This is a genomic window from Luteimonas sp. TWI382 (genome assembly GCF_039674545.1).
GTDB lineage: Bacteria > Pseudomonadota > Gammaproteobacteria > Xanthomonadales > Xanthomonadaceae > Luteimonas.
Genome location: NZ_JBDJNS010000041.1, coordinates 1 through 16,509 on the forward strand (window position 1 = coordinate 1; position 16,509 = coordinate 16,509).

Annotated in this window: 12 protein-coding genes, 1 tRNA gene and 1 pseudogene; all 14 read left to right on the top strand. The window is 65.4% G+C overall.

The window, feature by feature from the left end:
* Positions 1-109 (top strand): annotated as a pseudogene (locus ABE505_RS16725) (elongation factor Tu); the annotation flags it as partial.
* Positions 110-248: 139 nt separating this feature from the next.
* A tRNA-Trp gene (locus ABE505_RS16730) sits at positions 249-324 on the top strand.
* Between the two features lie 87 nt (positions 325-411).
* Positions 412-792, top strand: a complete 381-nt coding sequence (gene secE / locus ABE505_RS16735; RefSeq protein WP_346445768.1) for a preprotein translocase subunit SecE — start codon at positions 412-414, stop codon at positions 790-792.
* 16 nt (positions 793-808) lie between these two features.
* Positions 809-1,381: a transcription termination/antitermination protein NusG gene (gene nusG / locus ABE505_RS16740; protein ID WP_346445769.1), complete on the top strand. Its 573-nt coding sequence runs from the start codon at positions 809-811 to the stop codon at positions 1,379-1,381.
* A gap of 200 nt (positions 1,382-1,581) precedes the next feature.
* Positions 1,582-2,010: a 50S ribosomal protein L11 gene (rplK, locus tag ABE505_RS16745; protein ID WP_183427982.1), complete on the top strand. Its 429-nt coding sequence runs from the start codon at positions 1,582-1,584 to the stop codon at positions 2,008-2,010.
* Positions 2,011-2,014: 4 nt separating this feature from the next.
* On the top strand, positions 2,015-2,716 hold the full coding sequence (rplA, locus tag ABE505_RS16750) for a 50S ribosomal protein L1 (protein WP_346445770.1): 702 nt from the start codon (positions 2,015-2,017) through the stop codon (positions 2,714-2,716).
* A 383-nt stretch (positions 2,717-3,099) separates the two neighbouring features.
* Positions 3,100-3,645 (top strand): 50S ribosomal protein L10, encoded by a 546-nt coding sequence (rplJ, locus tag ABE505_RS16755; RefSeq protein ID WP_183427980.1) that lies wholly within the window; start codon positions 3,100-3,102, stop codon positions 3,643-3,645.
* Positions 3,646-3,702: 57 nt separating this feature from the next.
* Positions 3,703-4,077, top strand: a complete 375-nt coding sequence (gene rplL / locus ABE505_RS16760) for a 50S ribosomal protein L7/L12 (protein WP_047138326.1) — start codon at positions 3,703-3,705, stop codon at positions 4,075-4,077.
* A gap of 231 nt (positions 4,078-4,308) precedes the next feature.
* Complete coding sequence (gene rpoB / locus ABE505_RS16765; protein WP_346445771.1) at positions 4,309-8,484, top strand: DNA-directed RNA polymerase subunit beta; 4,176 nt, start codon at positions 4,309-4,311, stop codon at positions 8,482-8,484.
* Between the two features lie 90 nt (positions 8,485-8,574).
* Positions 8,575-12,852, top strand: a complete 4,278-nt coding sequence (rpoC, locus tag ABE505_RS16770) for a DNA-directed RNA polymerase subunit beta' (RefSeq protein WP_346445772.1) — start codon at positions 8,575-8,577, stop codon at positions 12,850-12,852.
* Positions 12,853-13,102: 250 nt separating this feature from the next.
* Positions 13,103-13,477, top strand: coding sequence for a 30S ribosomal protein S12 (gene rpsL / locus ABE505_RS16775; protein ID WP_346445773.1), 375 nt, complete (start codon positions 13,103-13,105; stop codon positions 13,475-13,477).
* Positions 13,478-13,487: 10 nt separating this feature from the next.
* Positions 13,488-13,955 carry a 30S ribosomal protein S7 gene (gene rpsG / locus ABE505_RS16780; protein WP_183427975.1) on the top strand — a complete coding sequence of 156 codons (468 nt, stop codon included), beginning with the start codon at positions 13,488-13,490 and terminating at the stop codon, positions 13,953-13,955.
* 183 nt (positions 13,956-14,138) lie between these two features.
* On the top strand, positions 14,139-16,232 hold the full coding sequence (gene fusA / locus ABE505_RS16785; protein ID WP_346445774.1) for an elongation factor G: 2,094 nt from the start codon (positions 14,139-14,141) through the stop codon (positions 16,230-16,232).
* A gap of 121 nt (positions 16,233-16,353) precedes the next feature.
* The coding region (locus tag ABE505_RS16790) for a GTP-binding protein (RefSeq protein WP_258027091.1) at positions 16,354-16,509 on the top strand (156 nt) is incomplete at its 3' end.

Below are 16,509 nucleotides of genomic sequence, written 5' to 3' on the forward strand. Positions count from 1 at the left end.
GGTGGTCACGCTGATCAACCCGGTGGCGATGGACGAAGGCCTGCGCTTCGCGATCCGCGAAGGCGGCCGGACCGTCGGCGCCGGTGTCGTGGCCAAGATCATCAAGTAAGCTGACGGCCCGCGCGCTCCAAGCGCGCGGCGCCGGATCGCCTTCGCCTCGGCGGGGGTGACGATTCAAAGGCGGGCCGGCAACCCGGTCCGCCTTCGTCGTCTAAGGCGTATCCTGGGCGGCGCGTTTCAACAGCCACACGCCAGTAGCTCAATTGGCAGAGCAGCGGTCTCCAAAACCGCAGGTTGGGGGTTCGAGTCCCTCCTGGCGTGCCATTTTTGCGGAGTCTTTTCCGCACGGGCCCTGGCGCAACGCGGCCTGGCCTGCCAAACGAGCAGTCGCAACCGATGAGTCGCCGGGACTTGAACAGCAGAGTGGACCATTCGAAAGGCGCATCCTCCGCGGATTTCGCCAAGTACGCCGCGGCCGCGCTGCTGGTCGTGGCCGGCGTGTTCGCCTTCTACTGGTTCCAGGCGCAAATGGCCACGCCGGTGCGCAGCATCATCGTCGGCCTGTGTGTCGTCGGCGCCGCCGCGGTCTTCCTGACTACCGGCAAGGGCCACCAGACCCGCGAGTTCTTCTCCGAAACCCGTTTCGAGATGCGCAAGGTGGTCTGGCCGACGCGCCAGGAGGCGATGCGGCTGACCTGGATCGTCATCGTCGCGGTGATCATCATCAGCCTGGTGCTGGCCGGTTTCGATCGGGTCATCCAGTGGCTCATCCAGCTCATCCTGCGGCAGTGACGGAGTAACGAACCTGATGGAAACCGAAGGCGTCAAGCGCTGGTACGTCGTGCATGCCTATTCCGGCTTCGAGAAGTCGGTGGCGCAGGCGCTGCGCGATCGCATCGCGCGAACCGAGATGCAGGACCGTTTCGGCGATGTCCTGGTGCCGACCGAGGAAGTGATCGAAATGCGCTCCGGCCAGAAACGCCGTTCCGAGCGCAAGTTCTTCCCCGGCTATGTTCTGGTGCAGATCCTGACCTCGGACGAGGGCGGTATCCCGCGCATGGACAACGAGAGCTGGCACCTGGTCAAGGAGACCCCGAAGGTGATGGGTTTCATCGGCGGCACCGCCGATCGCCCGCTGCCCATTCGGGACGAGGAAGCTGCTGCGATCCTCGATCGCGTCCAGGAAGGCGTCGAGAAGCCGCGTCCGAAGGTGCTGTTCGAGGCTGGCCAGATGGTCCGTGTCATCGACGGCCCGTTCAACGACTTCAACGGCGTCGTCGAGGAAGTCAACTACGAGAAGAGCCGGCTGCGCGTCGCGGTGCTGATCTTCGGCCGCTCGACCCCGGTCGAGCTGGAGTTCGGGCAGGTCGAGAAGGCCTGAGCCGTGCCGCGTCGCCCGTTTTACGGGCACGCAAATCCCTGCTATAGTGCACGGCTCACTGTCCGGTCGAGCCGGGCAAGCGCACGGGCCGCCGCATGGGCGGCCTTTGTCGCGGATGGACAACGTGAAGCCGGGACACGTGATTTTCCCGGCCCGATGGGGAGCCTGAGCACCAGGCGTTCGCACCCGGAGAGCACACAATGGCAAAGAAAGTCGTCGGTTACATCAAGCTGCAGGTGAAGGCCGGTCAGGCCAACCCCTCGCCGCCGGTCGGTCCCGCGCTGGGTCAGCGCGGCCTGAACATCATGGAGTTCTGCAAGGCGTTCAACGCAGCGACCTCCAAGCTCGAGCCGGGTCTGCCGACCCCGGTCATCATCACCGCGTACTCCGACCGTACGTTCACCTTCATCACCAAGAGCACGCCGGCCACGGTGCTGCTGAAGAAGGCGGCGGGCGTGAGCTCGGGCTCCAAGCGTCCCAACACCGAGAAGGTCGGCAAGGTCACGCGCGCCCAGCTCGAGGACATCGCCAAGGCGAAGGAGCCGGATCTGACCGCAGCGGATCTGGATGCAGCAGTGCGCACCATCGCGGGTTCGGCCCGTTCGATGGGCCTGACGGTGGAGGGCTGAGACGATGGCACAGACCAAGCGACAGAAGCGGCTGCAGGCCGCGGTGCAGCCGGGCAAGAGCTACGGCATCGATGACGCGCTGAAGATCGTCAAGGACAACAGCAACGCCAAGTTCGCCGAGGCCGTGGACGTCGCCGTCCGCCTGGGCGTCGATGCGCGCAAGTCCGACCAGCAGGTCCGCGGCTCGACCGTGCTGCCCGCCGGTACCGGCAAGAGCGTCCGCGTCGCGGTGTTCGCCCCGGCCGGCGCCAAAGCCGACGAGGCGCTGGCCGCCGGTGCCGACGCAGTCGGCATGGACGACCTGGCCGAGAAGATGCAGGGCGGCGATATCAACTACGACGTCGTGATCGCCACGCCGGACGCGATGCGCGTGGTCGGCAAGCTCGGCACGCTGCTCGGCCCGCGCGGCCTGATGCCCAACCCGAAGGTCGGCACGGTCTCGCCGAACCCGGGCGAGGCGGTCAAGAACGCCAAGGGCGGTCAGGTCCGCTACCGCACCGACAAGGCCGGCATCATCCATTGCACGATCGGCAAGGCCGACTTCGACGCCGACAAGCTCAAGGAAAACCTGCAGGCCCTGCTGGCCGACCTGGTCAAGGCCAAGCCGGCCACCGCCAAGGGCCAGTACCTGCAGAAGATCTCGCTCAGCTCGACGATGGGCCCGGGTGTGATCGTCGACCAGTCCACGCTGACCATCGCGCGCTGATCGATTCGTGATATCGCGCGTCGTCCCGTCCGCGGGACGACGCCACTTTTGAGGGCATCGCAACGGACCTGTGGTCCAACGCGGCGCCGTCAAAGACCGCAGGCGCGGTCTGGATCGACGTGGCGACGGGCATTGGATGCACCGATTGGCAGGGAATCGCCGCCACTGCGTATCGAGAGCGCTTAATCCCGAGGTGTCCGCACCGAAGGGCCTGCGTAGATGGTGATGCCCTTTCTGGAGTTTTCTGGTCAGACACGCGTCCAGCCAGGCAGGAAAGGCCACCACCGGGGTGCTTCGCGCATCCCCGGCCTCCCAGGGACGGGGGCCGCTCAGGACCGCAAGCGGCAGGAGCCGTGAGCGGAGTTCACAACGAGGAGTGATGAATGGCTCTCAATCTGTCCCAGAAGCAGGAAGTTGTCGCCGAGCTGGCACAGGTCGCCGCGAACGCCCACTCCCTGATCGCCGTCGAGTATCTGGGCACCTCGGTCAGTCAGCTGACCGCGATGCGCAAGAAGGCTCGTGAGACCGGTGTGTACTTGCGTGTTGTCAAGAACACCCTGGCCGCGCGTGCCGTCGAAGGTACCGAGTACGAATGCGCCAAGGACTCGCTGTCCGGCCCGCTGCTGTACGCGTTCTCGACCGAGGAGCCCGGTGCTGCCGGTCGCCTGATCAAGGAATTCGCCAAGACCAACGACAAGCTGCTGCCCAAGCTGGTCGTCGTGGAAGGCCAGCTGTATCCGGCCAGCCATGTCGACGTGCTGGCGTCGCTGCCGACGCTCGAGCAGGCCCTGTCCATGCTGGCCCGCGTGCTTTCCGAGCCCGCCGCGATGTTCGCCCGCGCCGTCAAGGCCGTCGGCGACAAGCAGGGCGGTGGCGAGGACGCGCCGGCCGAAGCTGCTGCCGAAAGCGCGACCGAAGCGACGGCGTAAGCCCGACCTGCTGGTCCAACGAACCCAATCCCAGAAAACTTTTCAAAGGTAATCACAATGTCCCTTACCACTGAGCAGATCGTCGACGCCATCGCCGAGAAGTCCCTGATGGAAGTGATGGAGCTGGTCAAGGCCATCGAAGAGAAGTTCGGCGTCTCCGCTGCCGCCCCGGTCGCCGCTGCCGCCGCTGCTGCCGGCCCGGCCGCCGCTGCCGAAGAGCAGACCGAGTTCACCGTCATCCTGAAGGCTGCCGGCGAGAAGAAGGTCGAGTCGATCAAGGTCGTCCGCGCCATCACCGGCCTGGGCCTGAAGGAAGCCAAGGACCTGGTCGAAGGCGCGCCGAAGGAGATCAAGGAAGGCGCGACCAAGGAAGAAGCCGAGAAGATCAAGAAGGATCTCGAAGCCGCTGGCGCGACCGTCGAGATCAAGTAAGCGGCACCATGGCATCGCAGCACATGCTGACGATGCACCGGGGCCGGGGGCGAAAGCTCCCGGCCCTTGGTCGTTCCGGAAACCGGGCGGCCTGAACAGACAACGACGCAGTTGTCAGTGGGTAGTAGCGGGAGAAGGCGTGCTGGTGCCGGCAATACCAGCGACTACCCAGTGGCAGCTCATGTTCCCGGATCGCCAGGCGGTCCACCGATCCATCGAGGCGTACTCCCCATGACGACGTCCCAGCTCCAGTCGAACTACTCGTTCACCGAGAAGAAGCGCATCCGCAAGAATTTCGGCAAGCGCCGCTCGATCCTCGAGGTGCCGTTCCTGCTGGCCATCCAGGTCGACTCCTATCGCGAGTTCCTGCAGGCCGACCGCGACCCCGCCAAGCGCGAGGACCGCGGCCTGCACGCCGCACTCAAATCCGTGTTCCCGATCGTCAGCTACAACGGCTACGCCGCGCTGGAGTACGTCGGCTACAAGCTCGGCGAGCCGGTGTTCGACGAACGTGAATGCCGCAACCGTGGCCTGAGCTACGGCGCCCCGCTGCGCGTGACCGTGCGCCTGGTGATCTACGACCGCGAGTCGTCGAGCAAGGCCATCAAGTACGTGAAGGAGCAGGAGGTCTACATGGGCGAGATTCCGCTCATGACCGACAACGGCACCTTCATCATCAACGGCACCGAGCGCGTCATCGTCTCGCAGCTGCACCGCTCGCCCGGCGTGTTCTTCGACCACGACCGCGGCAAGACCCACAGCTCGGGCAAGCTGCTGTACTCGGCGCGCATCATCCCCTACCGCGGCTCGTGGCTGGACTTCGAGTTCGACCCGAAGGACGCGCTGTTCACCCGTATCGACCGCCGCCGCAAGCTGCCGGTCAGCGTGCTGCTGCGCGCGCTGGGCTACTCCAACGAGGAGATGCTCAACGAGTTCTTCGAGATCAACAGCTACCACGTGCTGCCCGAGGGCGAGGGCGTACAGCTGGAGCTGGTCTCCGAGCGCCTGCGCGGCGAAACGCTGAACTTCGACCTGCTCGATGGCGAGAAGGTCATCGTCGAGGCCGGCAAGCGCATCACCGCGCGTCACGTCAAGCAGCTCCAGGCGTCGGGCATCACCGCGCTGGCGGTGCCGGACGACTACCTGATCGGCCAGATCCTGTCGCATGACGTCATCGATCCGTCGACCGGCGAACTGGTCGCCACCGCCAACGACGAGATCTCGCTCGAGACGCTCGAGGCGCTGCGCAAGGCCGGTATCGAGACCATCGGCACGATCTGGGTCAACGACCTGGACCGCGGTCCGTACCTGTCCAACACCCTGCGCATTGATTCGACCAAGACTCAGCTCGACGCGCTGGTCGAGATCTACCGCATGATGCGTCCCGGCGAGCCGCCGACCAAGGATGCTGCGCAGAACCTCTTCCACAATCTGTTCTTCACCTTCGAGCGCTACGACCTGTCGGGCGTGGGCCGGATGAAGTTCAACCGCCGCCTGGGCCGCAAGGAAGTCACCGGCGCGCCGGTGCTCTACGACGCGCGCTACTTCGCCGAGCGCAAGGACGAAGATTCGGTCAAGCTGCGCGAGCAGTACGGCCAGACGTCCGACATCCTCGACGTGATCCGCGTGCTGACCGAGATCCGCAACGGTCGCGGCGTGGTCGACGACATCGACCACCTGGGCAACCGCCGCGTGCGTTCGGTCGGCGAGATGGCCGAGAACGTGTTCCGCGTGGGCCTGGTCCGCGTCGAACGCGCCGTGCGCGAGCGCCTGACGATGGCCGAGGCCGATGGCCTGACCCCGCAGGAGCTGATCAACGCCAAGCCGGTCGCGGCCGCGGTCAAGGAGTTCTTCGGCTCCTCGCAGCTGTCGCAGTTCATGGACCAGAACAACCCGCTGTCGGAAGTCACGCACAAGCGTCGCGTCTCGGCCCTGGGCCCGGGCGGTCTGACCCGCGAGCGCGCCGGCTTCGAAGTGCGCGACGTGCACCCGACCCATTACGGTCGCGTGTGCACCATCGAAACGCCGGAAGGCCCGAACATCGGCCTGATCAATTCGCTGGCGACCTTCGCGCGCACCAACAAGTACGGCTTCCTCGAGACCCCGTACCGCAAGGTGGTCGACAGCCGCGTCACCGACGAGATCGAGTACCTGTCGGCGATCGAGGAGAACGACTACGTCATCGCGCAGGCCAACGCCGTGCAGGACGAGAAGGGCGTGATGACCCAGCAGTTCGTCGACTGCCGCTTCCAGGGCGAGTCGCTGCTCAAGCCGCCGGCCGAGATCCACTACATGGACGTCTCGCCGATGCAGACCGTGTCGGTCGCGGCCGCGCTGGTGCCGTTCCTCGAGCACGACGACGCCAACCGCGCACTGATGGGCGCCAACATGCAGCGCCAGGCGGTGCCGACGCTGCGTGCGCAAAAGCCGCTGGTTGGGACCGGCATCGAGCGCGCCGTGGCGCGCGACTCGGGCGTGACCGTGAACGCCCGCCGTGGCGGCGTGATCGAGCAGATCGACGCCGGCCGCGTCGTGGTCAAGGTCAATGAAGAGGAGATCTCCGGCGAGCACGATGCCGGCGTCGACATCTACAACCTGATCAAGTACACGCGCTCCAACCAGAACACCTGCATCAACCAGCGTCCGCTGGTGAACGTGGGTGACGTGGTCGCGCGCGGCGACGTGCTGGCCGACGGCCCCTCGACCGACATCGGCGAGCTCGCGCTGGGCCAGAACATGCTGGTCGCGTTCATGCCGTGGAACGGTTACAACTTCGAAGACTCGATCCTGCTGTCGGAACGTGTCGTCAAGGAAGACCGCTACACGACGATCCACATCGAAGAGCTGACCGCGGTCGCCCGCGACACCAAGCTGGGACCGGAGGAAATCTCCGCCGACATCCCGAACGTGTCGGAGAATGCGCTCAACCGTCTCGACGAGTCGGGCGTGGTGTACATCGGTGCCGAAGTGCGCGCCGGCGACATCCTGGTCGGCAAGGTCACGCCGAAGGGCGAGAGCCAGCTGACCCCGGAAGAGAAGCTGCTGCGCGCGATCTTCGGCGAGAAGGCCTCCGACGTGAAGGACAGCTCGCTGCGCGTGCCCCCGGGCATGGACGGCACCGTCATCGACGTGCAGGTCTTCACCCGCGACGGCATCGAGAAGGACAAGCGCGCCAAGCAGATCGAGGAATCGGAGATCAAGCGCGTCAAGAAGGACTTCGACGACCAGTTCCGCATTCTCGAGTCGGCGATCTACGCGCGTCTGCGCTCGCAGATCCAGGGCAAGGTCGCCAACGGCGGTCCGGGCCTGAAGAAGGGCGACACGGTCTCCTCGCTGGTGCTCGACGGCCTGAAGAAGTCCGACTGGTTCCAGATCCGCATGAAGGACGAGGACGCGGCCGACGCGATCGAGCGTGCGCAAAAGCAGATCGACGCGCACCAGAAGGAGTTCGAGCGCCGGTTCGCCGACAAGCGCGGCAAGATCACCCAGGGCGACGACCTTGCCCCGGGCGTGCTGAAGATGGTCAAGGTGTACCTGGCCGTGAAGCGCCGCATCCAGCCGGGCGACAAGATGGCCGGCCGTCACGGCAACAAGGGTGTCGTGTCGACCATCGTGCCGGTGCAGGACATGCCTTACATGGCCAACGGCAACACCGTCGACATCGTGCTCAACCCGCTGGGCGTGCCGTCGCGTATGAACATCGGCCAGATTCTCGAAGTGCACCTGGGCCTGGCGGCCAAGGGGCTGGGCGAGAAGATCCAGCGGATGCTCGATGCGCAGGCCAAGGTCAACGAGCTGCGTGCGTTCCTCGATCAGATCTACAACCACGACAAGTCGGTGGCCGCGCAGCGGGTCGACCTGTCGCAGTTCAGCGACGAGGAACTGCTGACGCTGGCTGGCAACCTGACCGACGGCGTGCCGATGGCGACCCCGGTGTTCGACGGCGCCGCCGAGTCGGAGATCAAGGCGATGCTGGAGCTGGCGGACCTGCCGACCAGCGGCCAGACCCGTCTGTTCGACGGCCGCACCGGCGAAGCGTTCGAGCGCGAGGTGACCGTGGGCTACATGCACATGCTCAAGCTCAACCACCTGGTCGACGACAAGATGCACGCCCGTTCGACCGGCCCGTACTCGCTCGTCACCCAGCAGCCGCTGGGCGGCAAGGCGCAGTTCGGCGGCCAGCGTTTCGGCGAGATGGAAGTCTGGGCGCTGGAAGCCTACGGCGCGGCCTACACCCTGCAGGAAATGCTGACGGTGAAGTCCGACGACGTGCAGGGCCGCAACCAGATGTACAAGAACATCGTCGATGGCGAGCACGAGATGGTCGCCGGCATGCCCGAGTCGTTCAACGTGCTGGTCAAGGAAATCCGCTCGCTGGCGATCAACATGGAGCTGGAGGAGCACTGAGGCAGGACGTCCGCCGCGCGGCGCATGTGAGCGCGCCGCGCGCGACATCGATCCATCCCGCCCCAGGTTCCCCATTCCCGGAGTAAAGACATGAAAGACCTGCTCAACCTCTTCAACCAGCAGCGCCAGATCCCGGACTTCGACGCGATCAAGATCGCGCTGGCCTCGCCGGACCTGATCCGTTCGTGGTCGTTCGGCGAAGTGAAGAAGCCCGAGACGATCAACTACCGTACGTTCAAGCCCGAGCGTGACGGCCTGTTCTGCGCGGCGATCTTCGGTCCGATCAAGGACTACGAGTGCCTGTGCGGCAAGTACAAGCGCATGAAGCACCGCGGCGTGGTGTGCGAGAAGTGCGGCACCGAGGTCACGCTGGCCAAGGTGCGCCGCGAGCGCATGGGCCACATCGACCTGGCCTCGCCGGTCGCCCACATCTGGTTCCTCAAGTCGCTGCCCTCGCGCATCGGCCTGATGCTGGACATGACCCTGCGCGACATCGAGCGCATCCTGTACTTCGAAGCGTTCGTCGTCACCGAGCCGGGCCTGACCCCGCTCGAGCGCGGCCAGCTGCTCAACGAAGAGCAGTTCCTGCAGATGCGCCAGGAGCACGGCGACGACTTCGACGCCGCGATGGGCGCCGAGGCGGTGTTCGACCTGCTGCGTACGATCGACCTGCAGGCCGAGATGGCCCGTCTCAAGGAAGAGATCGCCGCGACCGGCTCGGAGACCAAGCTCAAGCGTCTGACCAAGCGCATCAAGCTGGTCGAGGCGTTCATCGATTCGGGCAACCGGCCCGAGTGGATGATCATGACCGTGCTGCCGGTGCTGCCGCCCGACCTGCGTCCGCTGGTGCCGCTGGACGGTGGCCGCTTCGCGACCTCGGATCTCAACGACCTGTACCGCCGCGTCATCAACCGCAACAACCGTCTGCGTCGTCTGCTCGAACTCAATGCGCCCGACATCATCGTGCGCAACGAGAAGCGCATGCTGCAGGAGTCGGTCGACGCGCTGATGGACAACGGCCGTCGCGGCCGTGCGATCACCGGCACCAACAAGCGCCCGCTCAAGTCGCTGGCCGACATGATCAAGGGCAAGCAGGGCCGGTTCCGCCAGAACCTGCTGGGCAAGCGCGTCGACTACTCGGGCCGTTCGGTCATCGTGGTCGGCCCGACGCTGCGCCTGCACGAGTGCGGCCTGCCGAAGAAGATGGCGCTCGAGCTGTTCAAGCCCTTCATCTTCGCCAAGCTGCAGCGCCGTGGCCTGGCCACGACGATCAAGGCCGCCAAGAAGCTGGTCGAGCGCGAAGAGGCGGAAGTCTGGGACATCCTCGAGGAGGTCATCCGCGAGCACCCGGTCATGCTCAACCGTGCGCCGACGCTGCACCGCCTGGGCATCCAGGCGTTCGAGCCGGTGCTCATCGAGGGCAAGGCGATCCAGCTGCACCCGCTGGTGTGTACCGCGTTCAACGCCGACTTCGACGGCGACCAGATGGCCGTGCACGTTCCGCTGAGCCTCGAGGCGCAGCTTGAAGCGCGTGCGCTGATGATGGCGTCCAACAACATCCTCTCGCCGGCCAACGGCGAGCCGATCATCGTGCCGTCGCAGGACGTCGTGCTCGGCCTGTACTACATGACCCGTGCGCTGGAGAACATCCCGGGCGAGGGCATGGTGTTCGCCAACATCGCCGAAGTGCGTCGCGCGTTCGACAACAAGGCCGCCGGCCTGCACGCCAAGATCCGTGTCCGCATCAGCCAGACCGTGATCGGCGAGGACGGTTCGCGTGAGAAGGTGACCTCGATCGTCGAGACGACCGTGGGTCGTGCGCTGCTGCTCGAAATCATGCCCGACGGCCTGCCGTTCGAGCTGGCCAACGTCGAGCTCAACAAGAAGAACATCAGCCGGCTGATCAATGCCTGCTACCGTCGCCTGGGCCTCAAGGACACGGTCGTGTTCGCCGACAAGCTGATGTACACCGGCTTCGGCAACGCGACCCGTGCCGGCGTGTCGATCGGCATCAACGACATGACGATCCCCAACGAGAAGAAGGGCATCCTGGCCGAGGCCGAGACCGAGGTGCTGGAGATCCAGCAGCAGTACCAGTCGGGTCTGGTCACCGCGGGCGAGCGCTACAACAAGGTCGTCGACATCTGGTCGCGCACCAACGAGCGCATCGCCAAGGCGATGATGGACGCGATCGGCACCGACCACGTGACCAACGCCAAGGGCGAGACGGTCGCGCAGAAGTCGATGAACTCGCTCTACATCATGGCCGACTCCGGTGCGCGTGGTAGCCAGGCGCAGATCCGTCAGCTGGCCGGTATGCGCGGCCTGATGGCCAAGCCGGACGGTTCGATCATCGAGACGCCGATCATCGCGAACTTCCGCGAAGGCCTGAACGTGCAGGAGTACTTCAACTCCACGCACGGTGCCCGTAAGGGCCTTGCCGACACCGCGCTCAAGACCGCGAACTCCGGTTACCTGACCCGTCGCCTGGTCGACGTGGCCCAGGACGTGGTGATCACGGAGGTCGATTGCGGCACGCTCGACGGCCTGACCATGACCCCGATCGTCGAAGGCGGCGACGTGGTCGAACCGCTGCGCGACCGCGTGCTGGGTCGTGTCGTGGCCGAAGATGTGTTCCTGCCGGGCAACGACGAGGATCCGATCGTCACGCGCAACACGCTGCTCGACGAGCAGTGGGTCGTGCGGCTGGAAGAGGCCGGTGTGCAGTCGATCAAGGTCCGCTCCACGATCACCTGCGAAAGCGCGTTCGGCGTGTGCTCGAGCTGCTACGGCCGCGATCTGGGCCGTGGCCACCTGGTCAACCAGGGCGAGGCCGTGGGCGTGGTCGCCGCGCAGTCGATCGGCGAGCCCGGCACCCAGCTGACGATGCGGACGTTCCACATCGGTGGTGCGGCGTCGCGTGCGGCCGCCATCGACAACGTGACGGTCAAGACCACCGGCTCGATCAAGTTCAACAACCTCAAGTTCGTGACCCACGAGAGCGGCAACCTGGTCGCGGTCTCGCGCTCGGGCGAGCTGTCGGTGCTCGACGGTCACGGCCGCGAGCGCGAGCGCTACAAGCTGCCGTACGGCGCGATGATCACTGTCCGTGATGGCGATGCCATCAAGGCCGGTCAGACCGTCGCCAACTGGGATCCGCACAACCACCCGATCGTGTCGGAAGTGGCAGGTTTCATCCGCTTCGTGGACTTCGTCGAGGGCGTCACCGTCATCGAGAAGACCGACGAACTGACCGGTCTGGCGTCGCGCGAGATCACCGATCCCAAGCGCCGCGGTTCGCAGGGCAAGGACCTGCGTCCGATCGTGCGGATCGTCGACAAGGCCGGCAACGACCTCAACATCCCGGGCACCGACCTGCCGGCGCAGTACCTGCTGCCGCCGCGTTCGATCGTCAACCTGCAGGACGGCGATGCCGTCGGCGTGGGCGACGTGGTGACCAAGGTGCCGCAGGAAGCGTCCAAGACCCGCGACATCACCGGTGGTCTGCCGCGCGTGGCCGACCTGTTCGAGGCCCGCAAGCCCAAGGACCCGGCGATCCTGGCCGAGAAGTCGGGCATCGTCAGCTTCGGCAAGGACACCAAGGGCAAGCAGCGCCTGATCATCAAGGGCGCCGACGGCGAGGACCACGAGGAGCTGATTCCCAAGTACCGCCAGATCATCGTGTTCGAAGGCGAGCACGTCGAGAAGGGCGAGACCGTGGTGGACGGCGAGCCGAGTCCGCAGGACATCCTGCGCCTGAAGGGCGTCGAGGAACTGGCGTCGTACCTGACCAAGGAAATCCAGGACGTCTACCGGCTCCAGGGCGTGAAGATCAACGACAAGCACATCGAGGTGATCGTTCGCCAGATGCTGCGCAAGGTCGAGATCACCGATGCCGGCGACAGCCGCTTCCTCCACGGTGAGCAGGCCGAGCGCCAGCGCGTCATCGAGGACAACGCCAAGCTGGTCGCACGCAACGAGCTGCCGGCCAAGTTCGATCCGGTCCTGCTGGGCATCACCAAGGCGTCGCTGGCGACCGAGTCGTTCATCTCGGCCGCGTCGTTCCAGGAGACCACCCGCGTGCTCACCGAGGCGGCCGTGCGCGGGACGCGCGACAGCCTGCGCGGCCTCAAGGAGAACGTGATCGTCGGCCGTCTGATCCCGGCCGGTACCGGCCTGGCGTACCACACCCAGCGCCGCCGGGCGGCGTCGGGCCTGACCGAGTCCGAGATGGACACGCTGTCGGGCGGTTCGGTGGCCGAGGACGTGGTCGAAACGGCGGCGCCGGTGGCGCTGTCGCCCGATCAGGTCATGCTCGAGGACGCCCCGGTGTCGCAGGTGGCTGACAGCGACGAGAACGCGGGCTAAGATAGCCCACCTTTGGCGGCCCTTCGGGGCCGCCCAGACTCCGAAATGAGGCGCAGGATGCGGCTCGTATTCGGTCCAGGACGGACGGGACGCGTTGTAGGCCGGGTCGACCCTGTGGGCGGCCGGCGGCAGTAGAGCTTGCGTTGACGCGTTGCGTCAGCGCGGGCTATACTTTTTCGTCTGGCAGGCGGCGCGTTCCGTCTGCCTTCGTTTTCACCGGGCCCAGGCCCGATCCACAGACCAGAGACTGATGGCAACGATCAACCAGCTGGTGCGGAAGTCGCGCAGCCCCGAAACCTACAAGAGCAATTCGCCCGCGCTGGCGAACTGCCCGCAGCGCCGTGGCGTCTGCACCCGCGTCTACACCACGACCCCGAAGAAGCCGAACTCGGCGCTGCGCAAGGTCGCCAAGGTCCGCCTGACCAATGGCTACGAGGTCATCTCGTACATCGGCGGCGAAGGCCACAACCTGCAGGAGCACTCGGTGGTGCTGATCCGCGGCGGTCGCGTCAAGGATCTGCCGGGTGTGCGTTACCACACCGTTCGCGGTTCGCTCGACGCTGCCGGCGTCGCGAAGCGCAAGCAGGCACGTTCGAAGTACGGCGCAAAGCGTCCGAAGGGCTGAGGATTAGAGAATGTCGCGTAAAGGAAACACCCCGCAGCGCTCGGTGCTGCCCGACCCGAAGCACGGCAGCGAGACGATCGCCCGCTTCATCAACATGGTCATGAAGAGCGGCAAGAAGTCGGTCGCCGAGAAGATCGTCTACGGTGCGATGGACGTCATCGGTGAGAAGAACCCCGAAGCGCTCGAGCTGGTCGAGAAGGCGCTGGGCAACGTCTCGCCGGCCGTCGAGGTCAAGTCCCGCCGCGTCGGCGGCGCGACCTACCAGGTGCCGGTCGAAGTGCGCGCGTCGCGCCGCATGGCGCTGGCGATGCGCTGGCTGATCGAGTCGGCGCGCAAGCGTGGCGAGAACAGCATGCCGCGCAAGCTTGCCGCCGAGCTGATCGACGCCTCCGAGAACCGGGGCGGTGCGATCAAGAAGCGCGAAGAGACCCACCGCATGGCCGACGCCAACAAGGCGTTCGCGCACTACCGCTGGTAAGCGGATCCGCGGGCTCCGGTTGAACCCGGGGCCCGCCGGCACCCTGCAAGGTGCCTCCAGGCGGTCATTGACCGCACGCAGGACCGACAAGCCGCCGCAAGGCGGCATTCGTCCATTCAAGCGATTTCATCGCGAAGGTGCCCGGGCTCTGTCGGGTCCTTCCACCCAAACGAGAATACTGACGTGGCTCGCACGACTCCCATCGAACGCTACCGCAACTTCGGCATCATGGCTCACATCGATGCCGGCAAGACGACCACCTCCGAGCGCATCCTGTTCTACACAGGCAAGAGCCACAAGATCGGCGAGGTGCATGACGGCGCCGCGACCATGGACTGGATGGAGCAGGAGCAGGAGCGCGGCATCACGATCCAGTCCGCGGCCACCACTGCGTTCTGGAAGGGCATGGACAAGTCTTTCCCCGAGCACCGCTTCAACATCATCGACACCCCCGGGCACGTCGACTTCACGATCGAAGTCGAGCGCTCCTTGCGCGTGCTCGACGGCGCGGTGTTCGTGCTGTGCGCGGTCGGCGGCGTGCAGCCGCAGTCGGAGACGGTGTGGCGCCAGGCCAACAAGTACCACGTGCCGCGCATCGCGTTCGTCAACAAGATGGACCGGACGGGCGCCAACTTCCTCAAGGTCCGCGACCAGCTGAAGTCGCGCCTGGGTGCGGTGCCGGTGCCGATGCAGGTGCCGATCGGTGCCGAGGACGGCTTTGAGGGCGTGGTCGACCTGCTGAAGATGAAGGCGATCCATTGGGACACCGCGTCCCAGGGGCTGAGCTTCGAGTACCGCGACATCCCGGCCGAGCTGCAAGCCCAGGCCGAAGAGGCGCGTGCCTTCATGATCGAGTCGGCCGCCGAGGCCAGCGAAGAGCTGATGGACAAGTACCTCGAGAGCGGTGAGCTGTCCGAAGACGAGGTCGTCAACGGCCTGCGCGAGCGCACGCTCAAGACCGAGATCGTGCCGATGTTCTGCGGCACGGCGTTCAAGAACAAGGGCGTCCAGGCGATGCTCGACGGCGTCATCAAGCTGCTGCCGTCGCCGGTCGACGTGCCGGCGGTCAAGGGCGTGGATGTCGACGACGAGACCAAGGAACTGTCGCGCGAGTCGAGCGACAAGGCTCCGTTCTCGGCGCTGGCGTTCAAGATCATGACCGACCCGTTCGTGGGCTCGCTGACGTTCTTCCGCGTCTACTCCGGTGCATTGAACGCGGGCGACCAGGTCCTGAACTCGGTCAAGGGCAAGAAGGAGCGCATCGGCCGTCTGTTGCAGATGCACTCCAACAATCGCGAAGAGATCAAGGAAGTGCTGGCCGGCGATATCGCCGCGGCGGTGGGTCTGAAGGACGTCACCACCGGCGACACGCTGTGCGCGCAGGATGCGCCGATCGTGCTCGAGCGCATGAGCTTCCCCGAGCCGGTGATCTCGATGGCCGTCGAGCCCAAGACCAAGTCCGACCAGGAGAAGATGGGCCTGGCGCTCGGTCGCCTGGCGCAGGAGGATCCGTCCTTCCGCGTGCGCACCGACGAAGAGTCGGGCCAGACCATCATCTCGGGCATGGGCGAGCTGCACCTGGACATCATCGTCGACCGCATGAAGCGCGAGTTCAACGTCGAGGCCAACGTCGGCAAGCCGCAGGTGGCCTACCGCGAGACGATCCGCAAGTCGGTGAAGTCCGAAGGCAAGTTCGTGCGTCAGTCGGGCGGTAAGGGTCAGTTCGGTCACGTGTGGCTGGAGATCTCGCCGCAGGAACCGGGTACCGGTTACGAGTTCGAGAACGCCATCGTCGGCGGCGTCGTGCCCAAGGAGTACATCCCGGCGGTCGACAAGGGCATCCAGGAAGTGCTGGCCAACGGCATCATGGCCGGTTACCCGATCGTGGACGTCAAGGTCCGGCTGGTCGACGGCTCCTACCATGAAGTCGACTCGTCGGAAATGGCGTTCAAGATCGCCGGCTCGATGGGCTTCAAGGAAGGCTTCAACAAGGCCAGTCCGGTGCTGCTCGAGCCGATCATGAAGGTCGAGGTCGTCAGCCCCGAGGATTATCTGGGCGACGTGATGGGCGACGTCAGCCGCCGTCGCGGCATCCTGCAGGGCCAGGACGACAGCCCGTCGGGCAAGATCATCAACGCGATGATCCCGCTGGGCGAGATGTTCGGTTACGCCACGCAGCTGCGCTCGATGTCGCAGGGCCGCGCGACCTTCACGATGGAGTTCGACCACTACGCGGAAGCGCCGGCGAACATTGCCGAGACCGTCACCAAGAAGTAAGCCGTGCTTCGCAATCCGGGATTCGTGATGACCAGCCAATCGGCTGTTAAGCATCGAAAAAACACGGATCCCGCTTGTCGCGAATCACCAACCACGCATTACGAATTACGGAGTTATTACGATGGCAAAGGGTAAGTTCGAGCGCACCAAGCCCCACGTGAACGTGGGCACGATTGGTCACGTCGACCACGGCAAGACGACGCTGACGGCGGCGCTGACGAAGATCGGCGCCGAGCGTTTCGGCGGCGAGTTCAAGGATTACTCCTCGATCGATGCG

Coding starts and splice junctions, on each gene's coding strand:
- nusG (WP_346445769.1), top strand. CDS start 809: ATGGAAACCGAAGGCGTCAAGCGCTGGTACGTCGTGCATGCCTATTCC.
- rplK (WP_183427982.1), top strand. CDS start 1,582: ATGGCAAAGAAAGTCGTCGGTTACATCAAGCTGCAGGTGAAGGCCGGT.
- rplA (WP_346445770.1), top strand. CDS start 2,015: ATGGCACAGACCAAGCGACAGAAGCGGCTGCAGGCCGCGGTGCAGCCG.
- rplJ (WP_183427980.1), top strand. CDS start 3,100: ATGGCTCTCAATCTGTCCCAGAAGCAGGAAGTTGTCGCCGAGCTGGCA.
- rplL (WP_047138326.1), top strand. CDS start 3,703: ATGTCCCTTACCACTGAGCAGATCGTCGACGCCATCGCCGAGAAGTCC.
- rpoB (WP_346445771.1), top strand. CDS start 4,309: ATGACGACGTCCCAGCTCCAGTCGAACTACTCGTTCACCGAGAAGAAG.
- rpoC (WP_346445772.1), top strand. CDS start 8,575: ATGAAAGACCTGCTCAACCTCTTCAACCAGCAGCGCCAGATCCCGGAC.
- rpsL (WP_346445773.1), top strand. CDS start 13,103: ATGGCAACGATCAACCAGCTGGTGCGGAAGTCGCGCAGCCCCGAAACC.
- rpsG (WP_183427975.1), top strand. CDS start 13,488: ATGTCGCGTAAAGGAAACACCCCGCAGCGCTCGGTGCTGCCCGACCCG.